Origin of the sequence: Arthrobacter sp. efr-133-R2A-63, assembly GCF_030209795.1 — a bacterium.
Lineage (GTDB): Bacteria > Actinomycetota > Actinomycetes > Actinomycetales > Micrococcaceae > Arthrobacter > Arthrobacter bambusae_A.
In genome coordinates, this window is the sequence record NZ_JARVRG010000013.1 from 58561 (window position 1) to 76411 (window position 17851).

Sequence of the window (17851 nt, forward strand, 5' to 3'; positions counted from 1 at the left end):
GCGTGGGCACATAACTGAAATTGCGGCGGGACGTCAAGACTTCAGGCGAACGTTTGTAAAAACTTCGTTTAAGACAGGCGATGCCGGGTACTTCTCCACGCGGTCGGAGAGGGCCAAGGCCGAGATGGGGAATGCGATGGGCACTGCCGGGACGGTCGCCGCGATCTGGGCATTGATGGTCTGGTACTGCGAGTTGCGGTCAGCGCCTTCGGGGAGTCCCCGGGCCCGGTCGATCTTCGAGAACACCTGTGGATCGCTGTAGCCGAACTCGCCGTTGCTCTCTCCGAAGAGGGTGCCCACGAAATTGTCCGGGTCCGAGTAGGCGCCGTTCCAACCGAGCAAGTGGAGCGCGTGGTCGCCGGGGGATTGAACCTTCTGGAGGTAGCCGTCATCCCAGTTCACGGGTACCGGCTTGATATTCAGTCCGATGGCGGTGAGCTCGGCGCTGATCTCCGCATAGATCTTCTCCGGAGTGGGAAGGTAGGCGCGCGTGACATTGAGCGGGTAGTAGAACTTGAGTTCCTCGCCTTTGTAGCCGGACTTGGCGAGCAACTGCTTGGCCTTGTCCGGGTCGTATCCCAGGGACGGTGCGTTGTTGTTGAAGCCGCTCAGCTTGGGGGGAACGAACTGGGACGCCGGTGAGGTGTTGTCGATGAAGAACTTGTGGATGAGGGTGTCTTTGTCGATGGCCATCTCGATTGCCTGGCGCACCCCGAGGTTCTGGAGGGGCGCCACGGACTCGTTCATCCCCAGGTACATGACGGAGAACGGGTCCCGTTGGACAATTTGCATGCCCTTCTTGACGAGTTGGTCGAAGGTGCCGGCGGTGACGAGGTCGTATCCATCGATGGTTCCCGCGAGCAGGGCCTGGAGCCGGGCCTGCGGGTAGTCGAACGGAATGAAGTTGACCGTGGCAATCTCTCCGCGGTCGCCCCAGTAGCCCTTGTAGCTCTTGAGCGTGATCCGGTCTTGGCTCCACGAGGAGAAAACGTAAGGGCCGGTGCCCACAGGGTGCGAGGCGTAGGCCGACGCCGGCTGTCCTGACAGTTTCTTGTCTAGGACGTTGGCGGTCTCGTCGGCCAAGGCCTTCGGGGAGGACATGGCGAACGCCGGCAGCGTCAAGGCCTGCAGGAAGCCCGTGAAGGGCTTGGTCAGGTTGATTTGGACGTGGCCGGGGGAGACGACCTTGCAGTTCTTGAAGAGGGAAAGCGAAGCGTCGTCCGAGAAGGACTTGAAGACGCTCTTGAATGCGATGCCCGGTGCCTGCTGACGCAGCGTTGCCGGAAAGTTGAACCAACGGTTGAAGTTGCTGCAGACGGCGGCGGCGTCAAAGGCGGTTCCATCCTGGAAGGTGACCTTCGACCGCAACGTGAAGTCGTAGCTGAGTCCGTCATTTCCTTGTGACCAGGAGGTGGCAAGCAGGGGTGTTGGTTGGCCGGTGGAAGCATCGACCCCCACCAGGCCTTCCATGACTTGCCGCGTGATGCGATACGACTCGGAGTCGTTCGTCAATGCGGGGTCGAGTCCAAGGGGCATCGACGGGGTACCGAAGTTGAAGGTCTTGCTCGGCTCTGCCGAAGCGCCGCCCGCGGCCGAGGTTGACGGTGCTGGTCCAGGACTTACCGTGCACGAGGTCAAGGCAACGGCCAGAAGGCCTGCGCCGATTTGTAGCGTGATTCGGCGAAGCTTGCTGCTTACCACTCTTGTCCCCTCAAGGCAGTTGGACGGGCTGGGGCCCGCGGCAGCCGGACCGCAGTCCAGTCTAGTTCAGGGCCCTGAGTCCCGGCTGGAAAGCGGAAGTGCCCCGGCCGAGGACCGGGGCACTTCCTGAAAGTGCGCAAGGGGGGACTTGAACCCCCACGCCCGAAGGCACAGGAACCTAAATCCTGCGTGTCTGCCAATTTCACCACTCGCGCTGGTGTTGGTACCCGGACCGGGAGTCGGGGCTTCCGCTCCGGTCATATACCGGCCTCCATTGTACCCGCGGTTTCGCGTCGGCCGATTTAATCGTGGCGGCCGCGCGTCTGTGCCGCAGGGTGGCGGCTACTTGTCGATTTTGAGGTCCCTCCGGAGCTTGGCCACGTGGCCCGTGGCCCGCACGTTGTACTGGGCCGCCGCCACCTTGCCGTCGGGATTCACCACGATGGTGGAGCGGATCAGCCCTTGGTACGTGCGCCCATAGTTCTTCTTTTCGCCCCAGGCGGCATAGGCATCAGCGACCGTGTGCCCTTCATCGGAAAGCAGGGGAAAGGTCAGCGCTTCTTCGGCCACAAACTTTTCCAGGTCCTTCACGGTGTCCGGGGAGATTCCAAGGACGTCGTAACCGGCGGCCTGAAGGCTGGCGAGGGAATCGCGGAAGTCGCAGGCCTGCTTGGCGCATGCAGGAGTTGACGCCGCGGGGTAGAAATAGATCACCGTACTGCGGCCGCGATGCGAGGCCAGGCTGGCCTCGCGCCCCGTGTGGTCCTTGAGGGTGAAATCCGGGGCGGTGTCCCCTGGAATGAGTCTTTCAGCCATGTGTGCTCCTTGCTCGCGTCCGCGACCACCAAGCTTAGTGACGGGCCGGGCGCTTCACGAATTGAACTACCCCCGGCCGGATCTTCGCCGGGCGGTCTATATACTGGCCTTTATGCCTGATATGGAAAGGTGGCCCACTGGGCGCCTGCTCTCAACGGCCGCGCGCCTCGTGGAGCATGCCTGGAACGAGAAACTGCGCGGTATGGATCTGACCCATGCCGGGGTCATTGTCATGGAAGTACTTGCCGTCAACGGACCGACCACCCAGTCGATGCTCGCCCAGATCGTCCGGGTTCAGGCGCAGACGATGGGGAAGACGCTCACGAGGCTGGAGGCCCATGGGCACGTCAGCCGCGCACGCAGCGTGTCCGACCGCCGTAGCCAGGTGGTCAGCCTGACCGAAGCGGGGGAGCGCACCCTCGGCCTCGCCACGCAGTTGGAACGCGAAGTTCTTGCACCGGTTCCCGTGGACACGGCCAAGCTGCGGCGGGAACTGCAGGCGCTGGTACGCGAATTGGCGAGTAATCATTCTTCGGCAATTGTCAACGACATTGTTGCCGCAGTGGATTCAGGAGCGGCGGCGAGCGAGGCTTCCAACTAGGCCTGCGAAGCCCTGGTCCGCGAAGCGAAGCTGGCCGAAAAACAAAAAGATCCCTGGACGGCCATTCAGCCATCCAGGGATCTTCCCTTTGGTGCACCCCCCGGGACTTGAACCCGGAACCCATTGATTAAGAGTCAATTGCTCTGCCAATTGAGCTAGAGGTGCAATTGTTTGTTGCGCACAATGCAAAGAAATAACCCTTGAGCGGCTGTTGCCGCTCAAGGGCCCTTCCCTTTGGTGCACCCCCCGGGACTTGAACCCGGAACCCATTGATTAAGAGTCAATTGCTCTGCCAATTGAGCTAGAGGTGCATTTGTCGATTTCGATCCGCGGAGGGCTTTTCTTCCCTCGTTGATCTCCGCAACGACATGTAACTCTACACGACACTTGCCGAAGTGTGAAATCGACCAGCGCCTCCCTCGCGGCTCTGCCTGGGAGGCGTCTCTTTAGCTCCTTGAGGCTCTCAGCGGCGGTTCCTGCGGGGCGGCCGGAAGCCTGCTGCCTCCGCGTGGGCGCTCGAAACGAACCAGACCTCGGCTTTGACCTCGTCATAGGACGGGCTGTCTTCATCGTGATAGGTCATGGTGTCCGCATTGCCTTTGACGGTGTAGCCATCGGGGCCGCTCCCGTCAGCGGCCGCCGCAGCCGACCCTTCACCGTATGGCTGATCGGCGGCGAGATGCCCGCCCAAAGGCGACGCGCCCGTCGAGTCCGGGGCCTGGGCCCTCGGCTCAGCAGGGGCCGAGGCGGCCTCGGGAGTTCCCGCCCGGTCGTCCCGTGTGCCTTCCGCGGCAGCGTCGACAGCCTCCGCCGCAGCGGATTCGGCCCCGGGAAGTGTCGGTGCGTGGGCGTCGGTGTACTCGCGGTGGTGGATCGGCGCGGGGGTGGCCGGGGCGCCGCCTTCGCTCCAGGTGGCTTCCCACTCTGCGCTGTCGGCCGACTGTTCGGGAGTGGTTGGCTCCGTGGCCGCCGACGCCGGAGCGCCGGCGTCGGCCGGAACGGAAGGTCCGGCGTCGGCTACTGCGACGTCGTCGGCCGTCACGCCCCCTTCAAGTTCCGGCTCGGCGCCGGGAGGCTCGGCGGCTTCGGACACCGCGGCCTCGGACAGTACGGGTTCCGAGAGCGTGGGCTCCTCGATTGCGGGTTCCTCCACCGGGGTTTCGGCCGCGGGGGACTCTTCCGGGGCCGCCGCTCCGGTTTCGGGAAGCGGGGCCAGTCGCTCCCAGTCGTCGACGTCGCCCGCTTCGGTAGTCGGTTCCTGCTCCGGTTCGCGTTCGGGTGCGGCCGTTCGTGATGCGGCCGGGTCTGGATCGGCAGCCGCGGTGGTGGCCACCAACGGGGCGGAGCCTGTCAACGCGGCGGAAGCGACGTCCATTTGTGGCGATGCGGCGGTAGCGGATGGAGAGGACGAGGCCGCGGCGCCGGCGGATGACTTCGAGCTATTTCGGCTCAAGAGCCACCAAACAATTGCGACGATCAACACAATGACAATGACCCAGATCAACCAATCCATGGGAGGAGCCCTTCTGTTCGAGTGGCGCAGGTGTGTCGTGATTTGACGTTACGTCCGTGTCGCGGGGCTGTCTAGATTAGTGAATCCACATAGGTCAATCGAATCCCTGCCTTCCGGGCTCCTGCGATCCAGATGGACGGAATTGCAGATGACCATAAACGGTCGTCTCACATATTGAGACGACCGTCCAGTATTTGAATGAAATATTGCACGAAATAGGGACAAATTCGCCTTAACCCGCCAAGCGTGTTCGTTCGCCGCAGCTCAGGAGTCATAGACTCATGCCCATGAGTGACCACACCCCCATTGCGACAGACAACCAGCCGGACATCAAGCCACGCAGCCGGGTCGTAACGGACGGCATCCATGCCGCCCCCGCGCGAGGCATGTTCCGGGCCGTAGGGATGGGCGACGACGACTTCGCCAAGCCCCAGATCGGCGTCGCGAGCTCGTGGAACGAAATTACGCCGTGCAACCTCTCGCTCAACCGACTCGCCCAGGGCGCCAAGGAAGGCGTCCACGCCGGCGGCGGATTCCCCATGCAGTTCGGCACCATTTCCGTTTCGGACGGCATTTCGATGGGCCACGAGGGCATGCACTTCTCCCTTGTTTCCCGTGAAGTCATTGCCGACTCCGTTGAAACGGTCATGCAGGCCGAGCGCATCGACGGCTCCGTATTGCTGGCCGGCTGTGACAAATCCCTCCCGGGCATGCTCATGGCAGCCGCGCGCCTGGATCTCGCCAGCGTCTTCCTTTACGCCGGTTCCATCATGCCGGGTTGGGTCAAGCTCGAGGACGGTTCGGAGAAGGAAGTCACCCTTATTGACGCCTTCGAAGCCGTGGGTGCGTGCGCTGCGGGCAAGATGAGCCGCGGAGACCTCGACCGCATCGAACGCGCGATCTGTCCTGGTGAAGGCGCCTGTGGCGGTATGTACACGGCCAACACCATGGCGTGCATCGGCGAGGCCCTCGGCATGTCCCTGCCGGGCTCGGCCGCCCCGCCCTCGGCAGACCGCCGTCGTGATGACTTTGCCCGCAAGTCCGGCGAGGCAGTGGTCAACCTGCTCCGCCTCGGCATCACCGCCCGGGACATCATGACCAAGAAGGCGTTCGAGAACGCCATCGCGGTCACCATGGCCTTCGGTGGTTCCACCAACGCCGTCCTGCACTTGCTCGCAATCGCCCGCGAGGCCGAGGTCGAGCTGACCCTGGACGACTTCAACCGCATCGGCGACAAGATCCCGCACCTGGGCGACCTCAAGCCGTTCGGCCGCTACGTCATGACCGACGTCGACAAGATCGGCGGAGTGCCTGTCATCATGAAGGCGCTGCTCGACGCCGGCCTGCTGCACGGCGACTGCCTGACGGTCACCGGCAAGACCCTCGCCGAGAACCTGGAGTCCATCAACCCGCCTGACCTCGACGGCAAGATCCTGCGCGCCCTGGACAACCCGATCCACAAGACCGGCGGCATCACCATCCTGCACGGCTCCATGGCTCCGGAAGGTGCCGTCGTGAAGAGTGCCGGCTTCGACGCCGATGTCTTCGAAGGATCCGCCCGCGTGTTCGAACGCGAGCAGGGTGCGCTCGACGCTTTGGACAAGGGCGAGATCAAGGCCGGAGACGTCGTCGTGATCCGTTACGAAGGACCCAAGGGCGGCCCGGGCATGCGTGAGATGCTCGCCATCACCGGCGCCATCAAGGGCGCGGGCCTCGGCAAGGACGTGCTCCTGCTGACCGACGGCCGCTTCTCGGGCGGTACCACCGGCCTCTGCATCGGCCACGTCGCGCCCGAAGCCGTCGACGGCGGACCCATCGCCTTCGTCAAGGACGGCGACAAGATCCGCGTGGACATCGCCGCCCGCTCGTTCGACCTCCTGGTGGACGAAGCCGAACTCGAGTCCCGCAAGATCGGTTGGGAGCCCCTCCCGGCCAAATTCACCAAGGGCGTCCTCGCCAAGTACGCCAAGCTGGTGCACAGCGCCTCCACGGGTGCTTATTGCGGGTGATTCCGGGTTCCGGCCCAACTGACTCGCAGTTGTTGTCGTTTTGACGCCTCATAACGACAACAACTGCGAGTCAGTTGGGCAGCCGGGGTAGGACCAATCCGTGGACAATGGCGTCCATATAGTGAGATGGCGTCCTTATCGTTTGACACCTATCTCACTAAGAGGGAACACTGAACGCATGATCGCATTCGTTACTGTCGGCGCCACCGTGGGCACTGTCGTACTTACCAAGCGCGTGGCCTCCTAGCCCGACTGGTAACGAACCGTCACGCGCAACCCCTCGAAGAGCCGCAAGGCTGAGGGGTTTTTTTATTTCCCGCAGTGGATGGCGCATTTGAGCAAGAACCCGCATGAACGCAGTACCCGCAGTAACTTTCACTAATTGAAGATCCCCAAAGGAAGAGTCCGATGAGCAAAGGATCGCCGATCAGCCCCTCGCTGATGGCTGCAAAGTCCGCTGGAGCCCCCAAGGCTCCGGAAAAGGTCGACCGTCCGGCTGACGCCGTCGTCGACACTGCTGCAACTCCCTCTCCTGTACTCGGGCCGAACAACGTTGTACCCCCAACGGTGATGACCGGCTCGGAAGCTATTGTCCGCTCGCTCGAAGAACTCGGCGTCGACGATATTTTTGGTTTGCCCGGTGGCGCGATCCTCCCCACCTATGACCCCTTGATGGCCTCCAAGATGAATCACGTCCTGGTCCGTCACGAACAGGGAGCCGGCCACGCAGCGCAAGGCTACGCCATGGTTACCGGACGGGTTGGCGTCTGCATCGCCACCTCTGGCCCCGGTGCCACCAACCTCGTTACCGCCATCATGGATGCCCACATGGACTCCGTGCCCCTCGTTGCCATTACCGGCCAGGTATCGGCTTCCGTCATCGGCACCGATGCCTTCCAGGAAGCGGACATCGTCGGCATCACCATGCCGATCACCAAGCATTCCTTCCTGGTGACGGATCCCAACGACATTCCGCATGTCATGGCCGAGGCTTTCTACCTTGCGAGCACCGGGCGTCCCGGTCCCGTATTGGTGGACATCGCCAAGAACGCCCAGCAGGGCACCATGACCTTCTCCTGGCCGCCCAAGATCGATTTGCCGGGCTATCGTCCGGTGGTCCGCGGCCACAACAAGCAGGTGCGCGAGGCTGCCCGGCTGATCGCTGCGGCAAACAAGCCCGTCCTGTATGTCGGCGGCGGTGTGGTCAAGGCCCACGCATCGGCCGAACTTCGTGAGCTCGCGGAACTCACCGGCGCTCCAGTGGTGACTACCCTCATGGCCCGCGGCGCGTTCCCGGATTCCCACCCCCAGCACGTCGGGATGCCCGGCATGCACGGCACGGTTTCTGCGGTAACCGCGCTGCAGCAGTCTGATTTGTTGATCACCCTTGGTGCGCGCTTCGATGACCGCGTGACGGGTGTCCTCAGCACGTTCGCTCCGCACGCAAAGATCATCCACGCTGACATCGACCCCGCGGAGATCTCCAAGAACCGTACGGCCGACGTTCCGATCGTGGGCTCCGTCAAGGAGATCATTCCGGAACTGAGCGAGGCTGTCCGTACCGCTTTCGAACTGTCCGGCACCCCGGACCTCGGCGGCTGGTGGGCCTTCCTCAACAATCTCCGCGATACCTACCCCCTGGGTTGGACCGAACCGGATGACGGACTCAGCGCCCCCCAGCGGGTCATCGAACGCATCGGTGCGCTCACTGGTCCGGAAGGAATCTATGTCGCGGGCGTTGGCCAGCACCAGATGTGGGCTGCCCAATTCATCAAGTACGAGCGTCCCCATGCGTGGCTGAACTCCGGCGGTGCCGGCACCATGGGTTATGCCGTGCCGGCAGCCATGGGCGCCAAGGTCGGCGAACCCGACCGCGTGGTGTGGGCGATCGACGGCGACGGCTGCTTCCAAATGACCAACCAGGAACTGGCCACCTGCGCCATCAACAAAATCCCCATCAAGGTTGCCATCATCAACAACTCCTCGCTGGGCATGGTGCGCCAGTGGCAGACCCTCTTCTACGAAGGCCGCTACTCCAACACCGACCTGAACACCGGCCACGACACCGTCCGTATCCCGGACTTCGTCAAGCTGGCAGACGCCTACGGCTGTGCCGCGTTCCGCTGCGAACGGGACGAGGACATCGACGCCACCATCCAGAAGGCCTTGGAAATCAATGACCGTCCCGTGGTCATCGACTTCGTGGTCAGCCCGAACTCCATGGTGTGGCCGATGGTCCCCTCCGGAGTCTCGAACGACCAGATCCAGGTTGCCCGCAACATGACCCCGGAATGGGAAGAGGAGGACTAGCCATGAGCCGCCACACACTGTCCGTTCTGGTCGAAGACAAGCCCGGCGTGCTGACGCGCGTGGCCAGCCTGTTCGCCCGGCGGGCCTTCAACATCAACTCCCTGGCCGTCGGTCCCACCGAGGTCTCCGGGATTTCCCGGATGACCGTCGTCGTCGACGCCGATGGCGACCTCATCGAGCAGGTCACCAAACAGCTCAACAAACTGATCAACGTGATCAAGATCGTCGAGCTGACCTCAGAATCTTCCGTGCAACGTGACCACATCCTGGTCAAGGTACGTGCGGATGCCGCGACACGCCTGCAGGTCACCCAAGCTGCAGACTTGTTCCGTGCCTCAGTGGTTGACGTTTCCACAGACTCGGTGGTCATTGAGGCAACCGGTACCCCGGAAAAGCTCGCAGCGCTGCTTTCAGTGCTCGAGCCGTTCGGCATCCGCGAAATAGTGCAGTCCGGCACCTTGGCCGTTGGGCGGGGATCCCGCTCCATGAGTGACAGGGCTTTGCGCTCCGCTTAGGACACTGTCCCAGGCACAGCGCAGCAGCCCGATACCGAACCACAGACAATATCTACAAAACCACTCAAGAGGAGTTACGCAAGTGACTGAAATGTTCTACGACGACGACGCAGACCTGTCGATCATCCAGGGTCGCAAGGTTGCCATTGTCGGCTACGGTTCCCAGGGCCACGCCCACGCGCTGAACCTGCGCGACTCCGGCGTCGAGGTTGTCATCGCGCTCAAGGAAGGCTCGAAGTCGATCGCCAAGGCCGAGGACGCAGGCTTCACGGTCAAGAACGTTGCCGACGCCGCCGAATGGGCCGACGTCATCATGATCCTGGCGCCGGACCAGCACCAGCGCGCGATCTACAACGACTCCATCAAGGACAAGCTGACGGCCGGCAAGGCCCTTGCGTTCGCCCACGGCTTCAACATCCGCTTCGGCTACATCGAGGCGCCCGAGGGTGTTGACGTCATCCTGATCGCCCCGAAGGCTCCCGGCCACACCGTGCGTCGCGAGTTCGAAGCCGGCCGCGGTATCCCGGACATCATCGCCGTCGAGCAGGATGCTTCCGGTTCCGCCTGGGAGCTGGCCAAGTCCTACGCGAAGGCAATCGGCGGCACCCGCGCCGGCGTCATCAAGACCACCTTCACCGAAGAGACCGAAACCGACCTCTTCGGCGAGCAGGCTGTCCTGTGCGGCGGCGTCTCCCAGCTGATCCAGTACGGCTTCGAGACCCTGACCGAAGCCGGCTACCAGCCGCAGATCGCCTACTTCGAGGTTCTTCACGAGCTCAAGCTCATCGTCGACCTCATGTGGGAGGGCGGCATCGCCAAGCAGCGCTGGAGCGTTTCCGACACCGCGGAATACGGCGACTACGTCTCCGGCCCGCGCGTCATCGACCCCCGTGTCAAGGAAAACATGGCCGGCGTCCTCGCCGACATCCAGTCCGGTGCCTTCGCCAAGCGTTTCATCGACGACCAGGACAACGGTGCAGTCGAGTTCAAGGAACTGCGTGCCAAGGCAGAGCAACACCCGATCGAGGGCGTCGGCCGCGAGCTGCGGTCCCTGTTCTCCTGGCAGCAGCAGGACGAGGACTACGTCGAAGGCTCTGCAGCCCGCTAGTCAAGGCAACCGTTGAAGCAGCGGCAAGAGCCGTAGCAATTCAACACAGAACGCCGTTCGGGATAGGCTCGAAATGAAGCCGCCCGGCATGGAGGCCGGACCCGGTATACCGGGTCCGGCCTTCGTCGTCAAAGAATCGTTTCACCAAAACCCCACCTGAAAAAGAGAGCTAAAGAGGTCACCGGTGACTAGCACCAAGCCAGTAGTACTCCTCGCTGAGGAACTTTCGCCCGCCACGATCGAAGCCCTTGGTCCGGACTTCGAAATCCGTCAAACCGACGGTGCGGACCGCTCCCAGCTGCTCTCCGCAATCGTCGACGTCGACGCCATCCTCGTGCGTTCAGCCACCCAGGTGGATGCCGAGGCAATTGCCGCAGCCAAGAACCTCAAGATCATCGCCCGTGCCGGAGTGGGCCTGGACAACGTGGACATCAAGGCCGCCACCCAGGCCGGCGTCATGGTGGTCAACGCCCCGACGTCGAACATTGTGTCCGCCGCTGAACTCACGGTCGGCCACATCCTCAGCCTTGCCCGCCACATCCCGCAGGCCAGCTCCGCACTGAAGGGCGGCGAGTGGAAGCGCTCCAAGTACACGGGCATCGAACTTTTCGAGAAGAAGATCGGCATCATCGGCCTCGGACGCATCGGCGCGCTCGTGGCCGCCCGCCTGCAGGGCTTCGAGACTGAGATTCTCGCCTACGACCCGTACATCACCTCCGCCCGCGCCGCCCAGCTCGGCGTCAAGCTCGTCACCCTGGATGAGCTTCTGGAGAAGTCGGACTTCATCACCATCCACATGCCCAAGACCCCGGAAACAGTGGGCATGCTGGGCGCAGATGCCTTCAAGAAGATGAAGGAAACGGCGTATGTGGTCAACGTAGCCCGTGGCGGCCTGATCGACGAAGAAGCCCTTCATGAGGCTTTGGAAGACGGCCAGATCGCCGGCGCAGGCGTCGACGTCTTCGTCAAGGAGCCGAGCACCGACCTGCCGTTCTTCGGCATGGACAACGTCATCGTGACGCCCCACCTGGGCGCCTCGACGGACGAAGCCCAGGAAAAGGCCGGCGTTTCCGTGGCTAAGTCAGTGCGCCTCGCCCTCGCCGGCGAACTCGTTCCGGATGCCGTCAACGTCGCCGGGGGCGTGATTGCCTCCGACGTCCGCCCCGGAATCCCCCTGATCGAGAAGCTCGGCCGGATCTTCACGGCCCTGACCCACGCATCCCTGACGCAGATCGATGTCGAGGTCGCGGGCGAAATCTCCAGCCTCGACGTGAAGGTCCTCGAGCTGGCAGCGCTCAAGGGCGTTTTCGCCGACGTCGTGACCGAGCAGGTCTCCTACGTCAACGCACCCGTCATCGCCGAGCAGCGCGGCATCAACACCCGCCTGATCACGACGCCGGAAGCCGAGGACTACCGCAACGTCCTGACCATCCGCGGGGCACTGAGCGACGGCTCCCAGATCTCCGTGGCCGGGACGCTCACCGGGCCCAAGCAGGTCCAGAAGCTCGTGGGCGTCAACGGCTACGATGTCGAAATCCCGATCAGCGAGCACTTGGTGGTTGTTTCCTACGCGGACCGTCCGGGTGTCATCGGCACCATCGGCCACATCCTGGGCATGAACAACATCAACATCGGCGGCATGCAGGTGGCCCGCCAGAGCGAAGGCGGCCAGGTCCTGGCGCTGCTCACTATTGACACTTCCGTGCCGCAGCAGGTCCTTGAAGCCATCAAGGCCGGCATCGGCGCGGACATGGTCCGCGAAGTGGATCTGGAAGACTAGCATCCCAACCGCTTGAGCTAGAAATGTGTGCCGCACTTCACATCGGCGACATATTATTGGCCGGTCTGCCTACAATGGCTTGGTCCGAAATTCGGAACCGGCGGCAGGCCGGCCAATAACTTTTGCACGCACCCGGTGGATTCCTCTTGCCTCGGCATGGTTCCTGGGACAGCAGTGTGCACACCCGCAATCCAGGACTCAGGGAGCCCTATGAACGCCGTCCAGAGGTTCATCAGAAGCCGTGTGCTTCTGCTGACCGCGGCCATTTTGATCGTCGCCATGTGTTTGTCCGTATTCATCCAGAGCCAGTCGCAGGCCGCACTGAACCGGACAGTGGATGAGAACTCACGCGGCCTGTACGACATTCTGGTCCAGGCCAAGTCCGCGAACACCAAGGACGGCGGGGCCCTCCTCCAGCCGGACATCGCGAATGGCCAGGGTGGCATCAGCTTCCCGCAACTCGAGAAGATCCGCGGGCTGAGCGGTGCGGCCGTCGCGGCGCCCATCAGCCTCGTCTCCCGGGTGACGCAGAACCTGGAAACTCCGCGGCTTGATGCCATGGATTACCTTGGCTACAACGCGGGCCTGGCTGGTGGAGCCACTGCGGGGGATCCGACTGGAACGGACGCCAAGAAATGGCCCGCACCGGAGTCCGTGCTCCCCGCGCAGCCCAAGAAGTACCGCCTGACCGCCACCGCCGTGAGCTCCGACGGAGTGTCCCAGCAGACCCTCTTCCAGACCAGTGCTGAAGGCACGCTCGGCAAGGGGCAGGTCATAGAACAGCAGACTGCCGGCGGCAAGAGCATCCGCATCGCCGGCCCGGCGGGGGAGACCGGCATCAAGTTCCCTGCGCCTGCCGGTGGCTCGGAACACAACCTTTTCAATCTTTCCGTGGCGCTGCCCATGGCTCCCCAGGTCACCGAGTCGGTTGTCGCCGTCGACCCGACAGCTGAACGCGCGCTCCTGGGCTCGGCCGGAGACTTCCTCGCCCCGCTGCAGAAGGCTCCGCCGCCCGACACCCGCAACGCCGGAGCCATCGGCCGCTACTTCGAACAACTCTTCGCGAAGAGCCCTACGCAGCAGGAACTCGAACAAGGCCCGGATTTCATGGGCGTCAACCTCAAATACTGGGCACCCCTCATGACCCAGTACCAGCAGGCAAAGCTGTCCGGCCAGATCACGGATGCCTCGCAGGCCATCCCCTTGATCGTCCGGCAGGGAACTTCGCTGGATCTGAAGTATTCGGTCAAGATCCAGGAAATCGACGATTCGGGCAATGTCGTCAACGACGTCGGCACTGTCTCGCGTTCGTTGGACAAGGATTACCTGCCCTTCGTGTCAAAGTCGCCCTTCGCCCTGGAATGGCCTGGATCAACGGACCACAGCCAGTTGCTCGGCAACACGGGCAACTTCAGCCAAGGCCTGTACCAGCCCGCCGAGTGGAGCACGGACTTCGCAGGGGCACCCAAGTACACGGACGGCGCAACCTCCGCGAATGGCGCCGTCGGCAAGTCCGCAACACCGGGCGACTGGGTAACCGTCAACAAACTGCCCGAGAAATCGGCCTTCGGGGCGATCGTGGACCAGAGCCAGCGCAAGCCCGTCGACGAACGTTCGTACCGGGAGAACCTCTCCACCGGCTCGAAGCCGGCCACTCCGCTGCCCATGGTCTATGGGACGTTCGATCCGGCCCAGATCCAGAAGGCGGCCGGCGACGTCAACAAGCTGCCCTTGGGCGGCTATGACCCGGCACCGATGACGCTCCAGAAGGATGCTTCGGGCAATGACACCGCAGCCAAGGGCCTCAAGCCTTCGTTGAGCGCCACCGGCCTGGTCAGCCAGTCCGCCGGCGCCATCACCGACTACTACGGCCTTGCCGCAGCGCGCGGTTACGACTCCAACGCCAACGTCATCGACGCCGTCCGGGTCCGCGCCAGCGCGCCGGGCAACTGGAAACAAGCCCAACCGGAGGTCGACAAGCTCGCGGCCCAGATCCGCGACATGGGTCTCGAAGCCACAGTGGTGGCCGGCTCCGCGCGTGAAGACGCCAACATCTTCGTTCCGGGATACTCCAAGGACGACGCCGGCAAGGAATCCGCACTGGGCACCGTGCAGCAGTCGTGGGTCCGGCAGGATGCCGCCGACGCCGTTTCCGGTTCCCTGACGGGCACCAATATCACCCTCCTCTTCCTGACGCTGTGCGGGGCCACCCTCCTGACCGGCGCTTCGACTGTCAGCTATATCCGCCAGCGTCGCAGCGAAGCGGGGATACTCCGTGCCATGGGCTGGACCCAAAGAAAGATCCGCAGCTGGGTCCTTGAGGAGTTCGGCATCGGTGCGGCGATCGTTGCCGTGGCCGGCATTGCGCTGAGCCTTCTGAGTTGGAACCTGGCTACCGTCATTGTTTCCGCATCAGTGCTGCTCATCTACTGCGGAGCTGCGTACATCGCGGCCCAGCAATTGCGGCACCGCGACGTCGTCGACCAGGAACCCCAACACGACGAGCGGCTGATCGCAGTTGATTCGCCCCTGACGTTTGCGTACCGCCAACTGGTCACCCACCGGTTCAGCTCGGTGGCGCTGGCCGTGGCCGTGGGCGTGTTCGGAGCGGCCGTTGGTGCCCTGATCGCCTTGCTCATCGACATCCCGCGCGCGGCCGGGGCCAGTGCCCTCAGCGGCCTTGCCTCCGCCACCGTCGCGCTGCCGAGCGTCATCCTGGCAGTCTGCGGAGTGCTCGTGGGCCTCGTGCTGACCTTGGTCACCGGTCGCTTCGAGCTCCAGGCCAGGCGCGAGCAGCTCGGCACGCTCAGGGCCATGGGCTGGAACCCGGACATGCTGGGACAGGTCCGATTCTTCGAAAATGCCTTGGTCGGAGCCGCGGCACTGATCCTGGGCGTCCTGGGGGCGCTGGGCCTGGGCCTGCTGCTCGCTCCCTATGCCGCACTTTGGGCCGCTTTGGCCGGAGTGGTGGCAGTACTTTGCTGGATTCCCATTGCAACGAAGGTGGTCAAATGACTGACAATCTCGAACCCGATCTGACCGCGACCACGGAATCCACCGACGAGTCGTTCCAGACCCGCGCCAACACCATCGTGAGGGCTGCGGACCACGGCATGCCCTTGCAATTGAGCAACATCACCATCCGCTACGGCGGCGACAAGGGCGGGGCGGAGCCGGTCACCGTCGTCGAGGACTTCAACCTGACCTTGCACGCCGGTGAGATGCACTGTGTCGCCGGGCGAAGCGGCTCAGGCAAGACCAGCATCCTGACGGTGGGAGCGGGGCTCACGCTTCCGACGTCGGGCCGTGTCCTCTGGGAGGGCGACTCCCTCGAGAAGATGGGCGACGACGAAATCGCCGACCGCCGCCGCGCCCTGATCGGGTACGTGGACCAGGGCGGCGCCTTGATCGACGGCATGAGCGCTTTGGAGAATGTGCTGTTGCCGGCCGTTCCCGACGGCGAAGTGGAGCAGCGCACCGAAATGGCCAAGGACCTGCTGGACCTGGTGGGCCTCGGCCGGCGCATGCGCCACCGTCCGGCACAGCTTTCCGGTGGTGAGCGCCAGCGTGTCGCGATCGCCCGCGCCTTGATCCTGGGCACCCGCGTCCTGGTGGTTGACGAGCCAACGGCCAGCCTGGACCGCACCTCTGCCAACCGCATCATCAGCATCCTGAAGGACACCACCAGTGACGGGATCGCCGTGCTGGTGGCGTCGCACGACCACGAGCTTGTCAGGCTCAGCGATACGCTGACTGAATTGAACTAGCAACCGATGCCTCCGGTCCGGTCGCCATAGGCGGCCGGTCCCGTCTTCCATCTCCAAGAGAAGGTAACTTCGTAGAGTGACGTCTCCAGATAAACCCCCGTTCTACATCACCACTGCCATTACGTATCCGAACGGCGAGCCGCACATCGGTCATGCCTACGAGTACATCGCCACCGACGCGATGGCCCGTTTCAAGCGCCTCGATGGCTATGACGTGATGTTCTTGACGGGCACGGACGAGCACGGCATGAAGATTGCCCAGGCGGCGGAGAAGGAAGGCATCACGCCGAAGCAGCTCGTGGACCGGAATGCCGAAATCTACAAGGCTGCCCACGCTGCCTTGGGTATTTCCTACGACCGCTTCATCCGCACGACGGACGCCGATCACTACGCCGCTTCCCAGGCCATCTGGAAGAAGATGGAAGCCAAGGGCGACATCTACTTGTCCAAGTACGAGGGCTGGTACTCAGTCCGCGACGAGGCTTATTACACCGAGGACGAGACCGTCCTGAAGGACGACGGCGGCCGCTACTCACGCGATACCGACACGGAAGTGACCTGGACCGCGGAGGAGAGCTACTTCTTCCGGCTGTCCGCCTACCAGGACAGGTTGCTGGCCTTGTACGAGGAGCAACCGGAATTCGGCGCTCCCCAGTACCGCTTCAACGAGGTCATCAGCTTTGTCAAGCAGGGCCTGCAGGACTTGTCCATCAGCCGGACGACTTTCGACTGGGGCGTCCCGGTTCCGGGGAACGACAAGCACGTCATGTACGTGTGGGTAGATGCCTTGACCAATTACCTGACCGGGGTCGGCTACCCGGATGCCGATTCGGAGGCGTTCCGTAAGTTCTGGCCGGCAGACGTCCACATCATCGGCAAGGACATCTCACGGTTCCATGCGATTTTCTGGCCCGCCTTCCTCATGAGCGCCGGCCTGGAACTGCCCAAGCGGGTCATGATCCATGGCTTCCTGACCAACAATGGCGTCAAGATGTCCAAGTCCCTCGGCAACGTGGTGGCGCCCAAGGACTTCGTGGATCAGTACGGCCTGGACCAGGTGCGCTTCTTCTTCCTCCGCGAAGTGCCCTTCGGCGCCGACGGCAGCTACAACCACGAGGCCATTGTGGGCCGCATGAACGCGGACCTTGCCAACAACTTCGGCAACCTGGCGCAACGTTCGCTGTCCATGGTGGCCAAGAACTGCGAGGGCAAGGTGCCGGTTCCCGGTGAGTTCTCGGCCGAGGACTCGGCGCTGCTGGCACAAACGGGCGCACTGCTGGACGTGGCCCGCGCCGCCTTCGAGAAGCAGGAATTCAGCCGTGCCCTCGAGGCGATCTGGGCCGTCCTGGGTGACACGAACGCGTACTTCGCCGAGCAGGCCCCGTGGGTGCTGCGCAAGACCGACGTCGAGCGCATGAACACGGTCCTGTACGTCACGCTGGAAGTAGTCCGGATCGTGGCGATACTCGTCCAGCCGGTCATGCCGACGTCGGCGGCCAAGCTGCTTGAGGTGCTGGGACAGCCCGACGGCGAGGCGCGCCAGTTCGCGGCCATCGCCACGCCGATCGTCCCCGGCACGGAGCTCCCGGCTCCAGCCCCGGTCTTCCCGCGTTACGAAGAGCCCGCCGAATCCTAAACGCCCGCTCACTTATACCGCCTTTTGGGCAAACGCCCGCTCAGCTATACGGTGCCTGACGCGAACGCCCGCTCAGCTATACGGTGCCTGACGCG

At 63.4% G+C, this 17851-nt stretch carries 12 protein-coding genes and 3 tRNA genes; 9 read left to right on the top strand and 6 right to left on the bottom strand.

Features of this window, described 5'->3' with window-relative positions; translation table 11 throughout:
• Positions 1-33 precede the first annotated feature (33 nt).
• From QRN45_RS06840 to bcp, 3 genes are all read right to left on the bottom strand, one after another.
• On the bottom strand, positions 34-1701 hold the full coding sequence (locus tag QRN45_RS06840; RefSeq protein ID WP_171983554.1) for an ABC transporter substrate-binding protein: 1668 nt from the start codon (positions 1699-1701) through the stop codon (positions 34-36).
• Between the two features lie 133 nt (positions 1702-1834).
• Positions 1835-1916, bottom strand: a tRNA-Leu gene (locus QRN45_RS06845).
• A gap of 127 nt (positions 1917-2043) precedes the next feature.
• Positions 2044-2517, bottom strand: coding sequence for a thioredoxin-dependent thiol peroxidase (gene bcp, locus QRN45_RS06850; protein ID WP_284762778.1), 474 nt, complete (start codon positions 2515-2517; stop codon positions 2044-2046).
• A gap of 112 nt (positions 2518-2629) precedes the next feature.
• On the opposite strand from bcp, the gene QRN45_RS06855 reads away from it, so the two are divergent.
• On the top strand, positions 2630-3118 hold the full coding sequence (locus QRN45_RS06855; protein WP_241707467.1) for a MarR family winged helix-turn-helix transcriptional regulator: 489 nt from the start codon (positions 2630-2632) through the stop codon (positions 3116-3118).
• Between the two features lie 89 nt (positions 3119-3207).
• Here QRN45_RS06855 and QRN45_RS06860 read toward each other — a convergent pair.
• The 3 genes from QRN45_RS06860 to QRN45_RS06870 form a co-directional block, all read right to left on the bottom strand.
• Positions 3208-3283: transfer RNA gene (locus QRN45_RS06860), tRNA-Lys, on the bottom strand.
• A 70-nt stretch (positions 3284-3353) separates the two neighbouring features.
• Positions 3354-3429 (bottom strand) — tRNA-Lys (locus tag QRN45_RS06865).
• A gap of 152 nt (positions 3430-3581) precedes the next feature.
• Positions 3582-4631: a sunset domain-containing protein gene (locus QRN45_RS06870; protein ID WP_284762780.1), complete on the bottom strand. Its 1050-nt coding sequence runs from the start codon at positions 4629-4631 to the stop codon at positions 3582-3584.
• 287 nt (positions 4632-4918) lie between these two features.
• Here QRN45_RS06870 and ilvD point away from each other — a divergent pair, with 287 nt between their 5' ends.
• The 8 genes from ilvD to metG all read left to right on the top strand — a co-directional run bounded on the left by ilvD (position 4919) and on the right by metG (position 17756).
• The gene (ilvD, locus tag QRN45_RS06875; RefSeq protein ID WP_241707469.1) at positions 4919-6640 is read left to right on the top strand and encodes a dihydroxy-acid dehydratase; all 1722 of its coding nucleotides are present in this window, start codon (positions 4919-4921) and stop codon (positions 6638-6640) included.
• 408 nt (positions 6641-7048) lie between these two features.
• Entirely contained in the window at positions 7049-8950 is a 1902-nt protein-coding gene (locus QRN45_RS06880; protein WP_241707470.1) for an acetolactate synthase large subunit, read from the top strand.
• A gap of 2 nt (positions 8951-8952) precedes the next feature.
• A complete protein-coding gene (gene ilvN / locus QRN45_RS06885; RefSeq protein ID WP_028264679.1) occupies positions 8953-9465 on the top strand; it encodes an acetolactate synthase small subunit in 513 nt (170 codons plus the stop codon).
• Positions 9466-9547: 82 nt separating this feature from the next.
• Positions 9548-10573 (top strand): ketol-acid reductoisomerase, encoded by a 1026-nt coding sequence (ilvC, locus tag QRN45_RS06890; RefSeq protein ID WP_078108575.1) that lies wholly within the window; start codon positions 9548-9550, stop codon positions 10571-10573.
• A gap of 184 nt (positions 10574-10757) precedes the next feature.
• Positions 10758-12353, top strand: a complete 1596-nt coding sequence (gene serA / locus QRN45_RS06895) for a phosphoglycerate dehydrogenase (RefSeq protein WP_241707471.1) — start codon at positions 10758-10760, stop codon at positions 12351-12353.
• Positions 12354-12563: 210 nt separating this feature from the next.
• A complete protein-coding gene (locus QRN45_RS06900) occupies positions 12564-15368 on the top strand; it encodes an ABC transporter permease (protein WP_241707472.1) in 2805 nt (934 codons plus the stop codon).
• Positions 15365-16120 (top strand): ABC transporter ATP-binding protein, encoded by a 756-nt coding sequence (locus tag QRN45_RS06905; RefSeq protein ID WP_078108578.1) that lies wholly within the window; start codon positions 15365-15367, stop codon positions 16118-16120. The genes QRN45_RS06900 and QRN45_RS06905 overlap by 4 nt, the downstream gene beginning before the upstream one ends.
• 76 nt (positions 16121-16196) lie before the next feature.
• Entirely contained in the window at positions 16197-17756 is a 1560-nt protein-coding gene (gene metG, locus QRN45_RS06910) for a methionine--tRNA ligase (protein WP_284762781.1), read from the top strand.
• Positions 17757-17851: the final 95 nt, after the last annotated feature.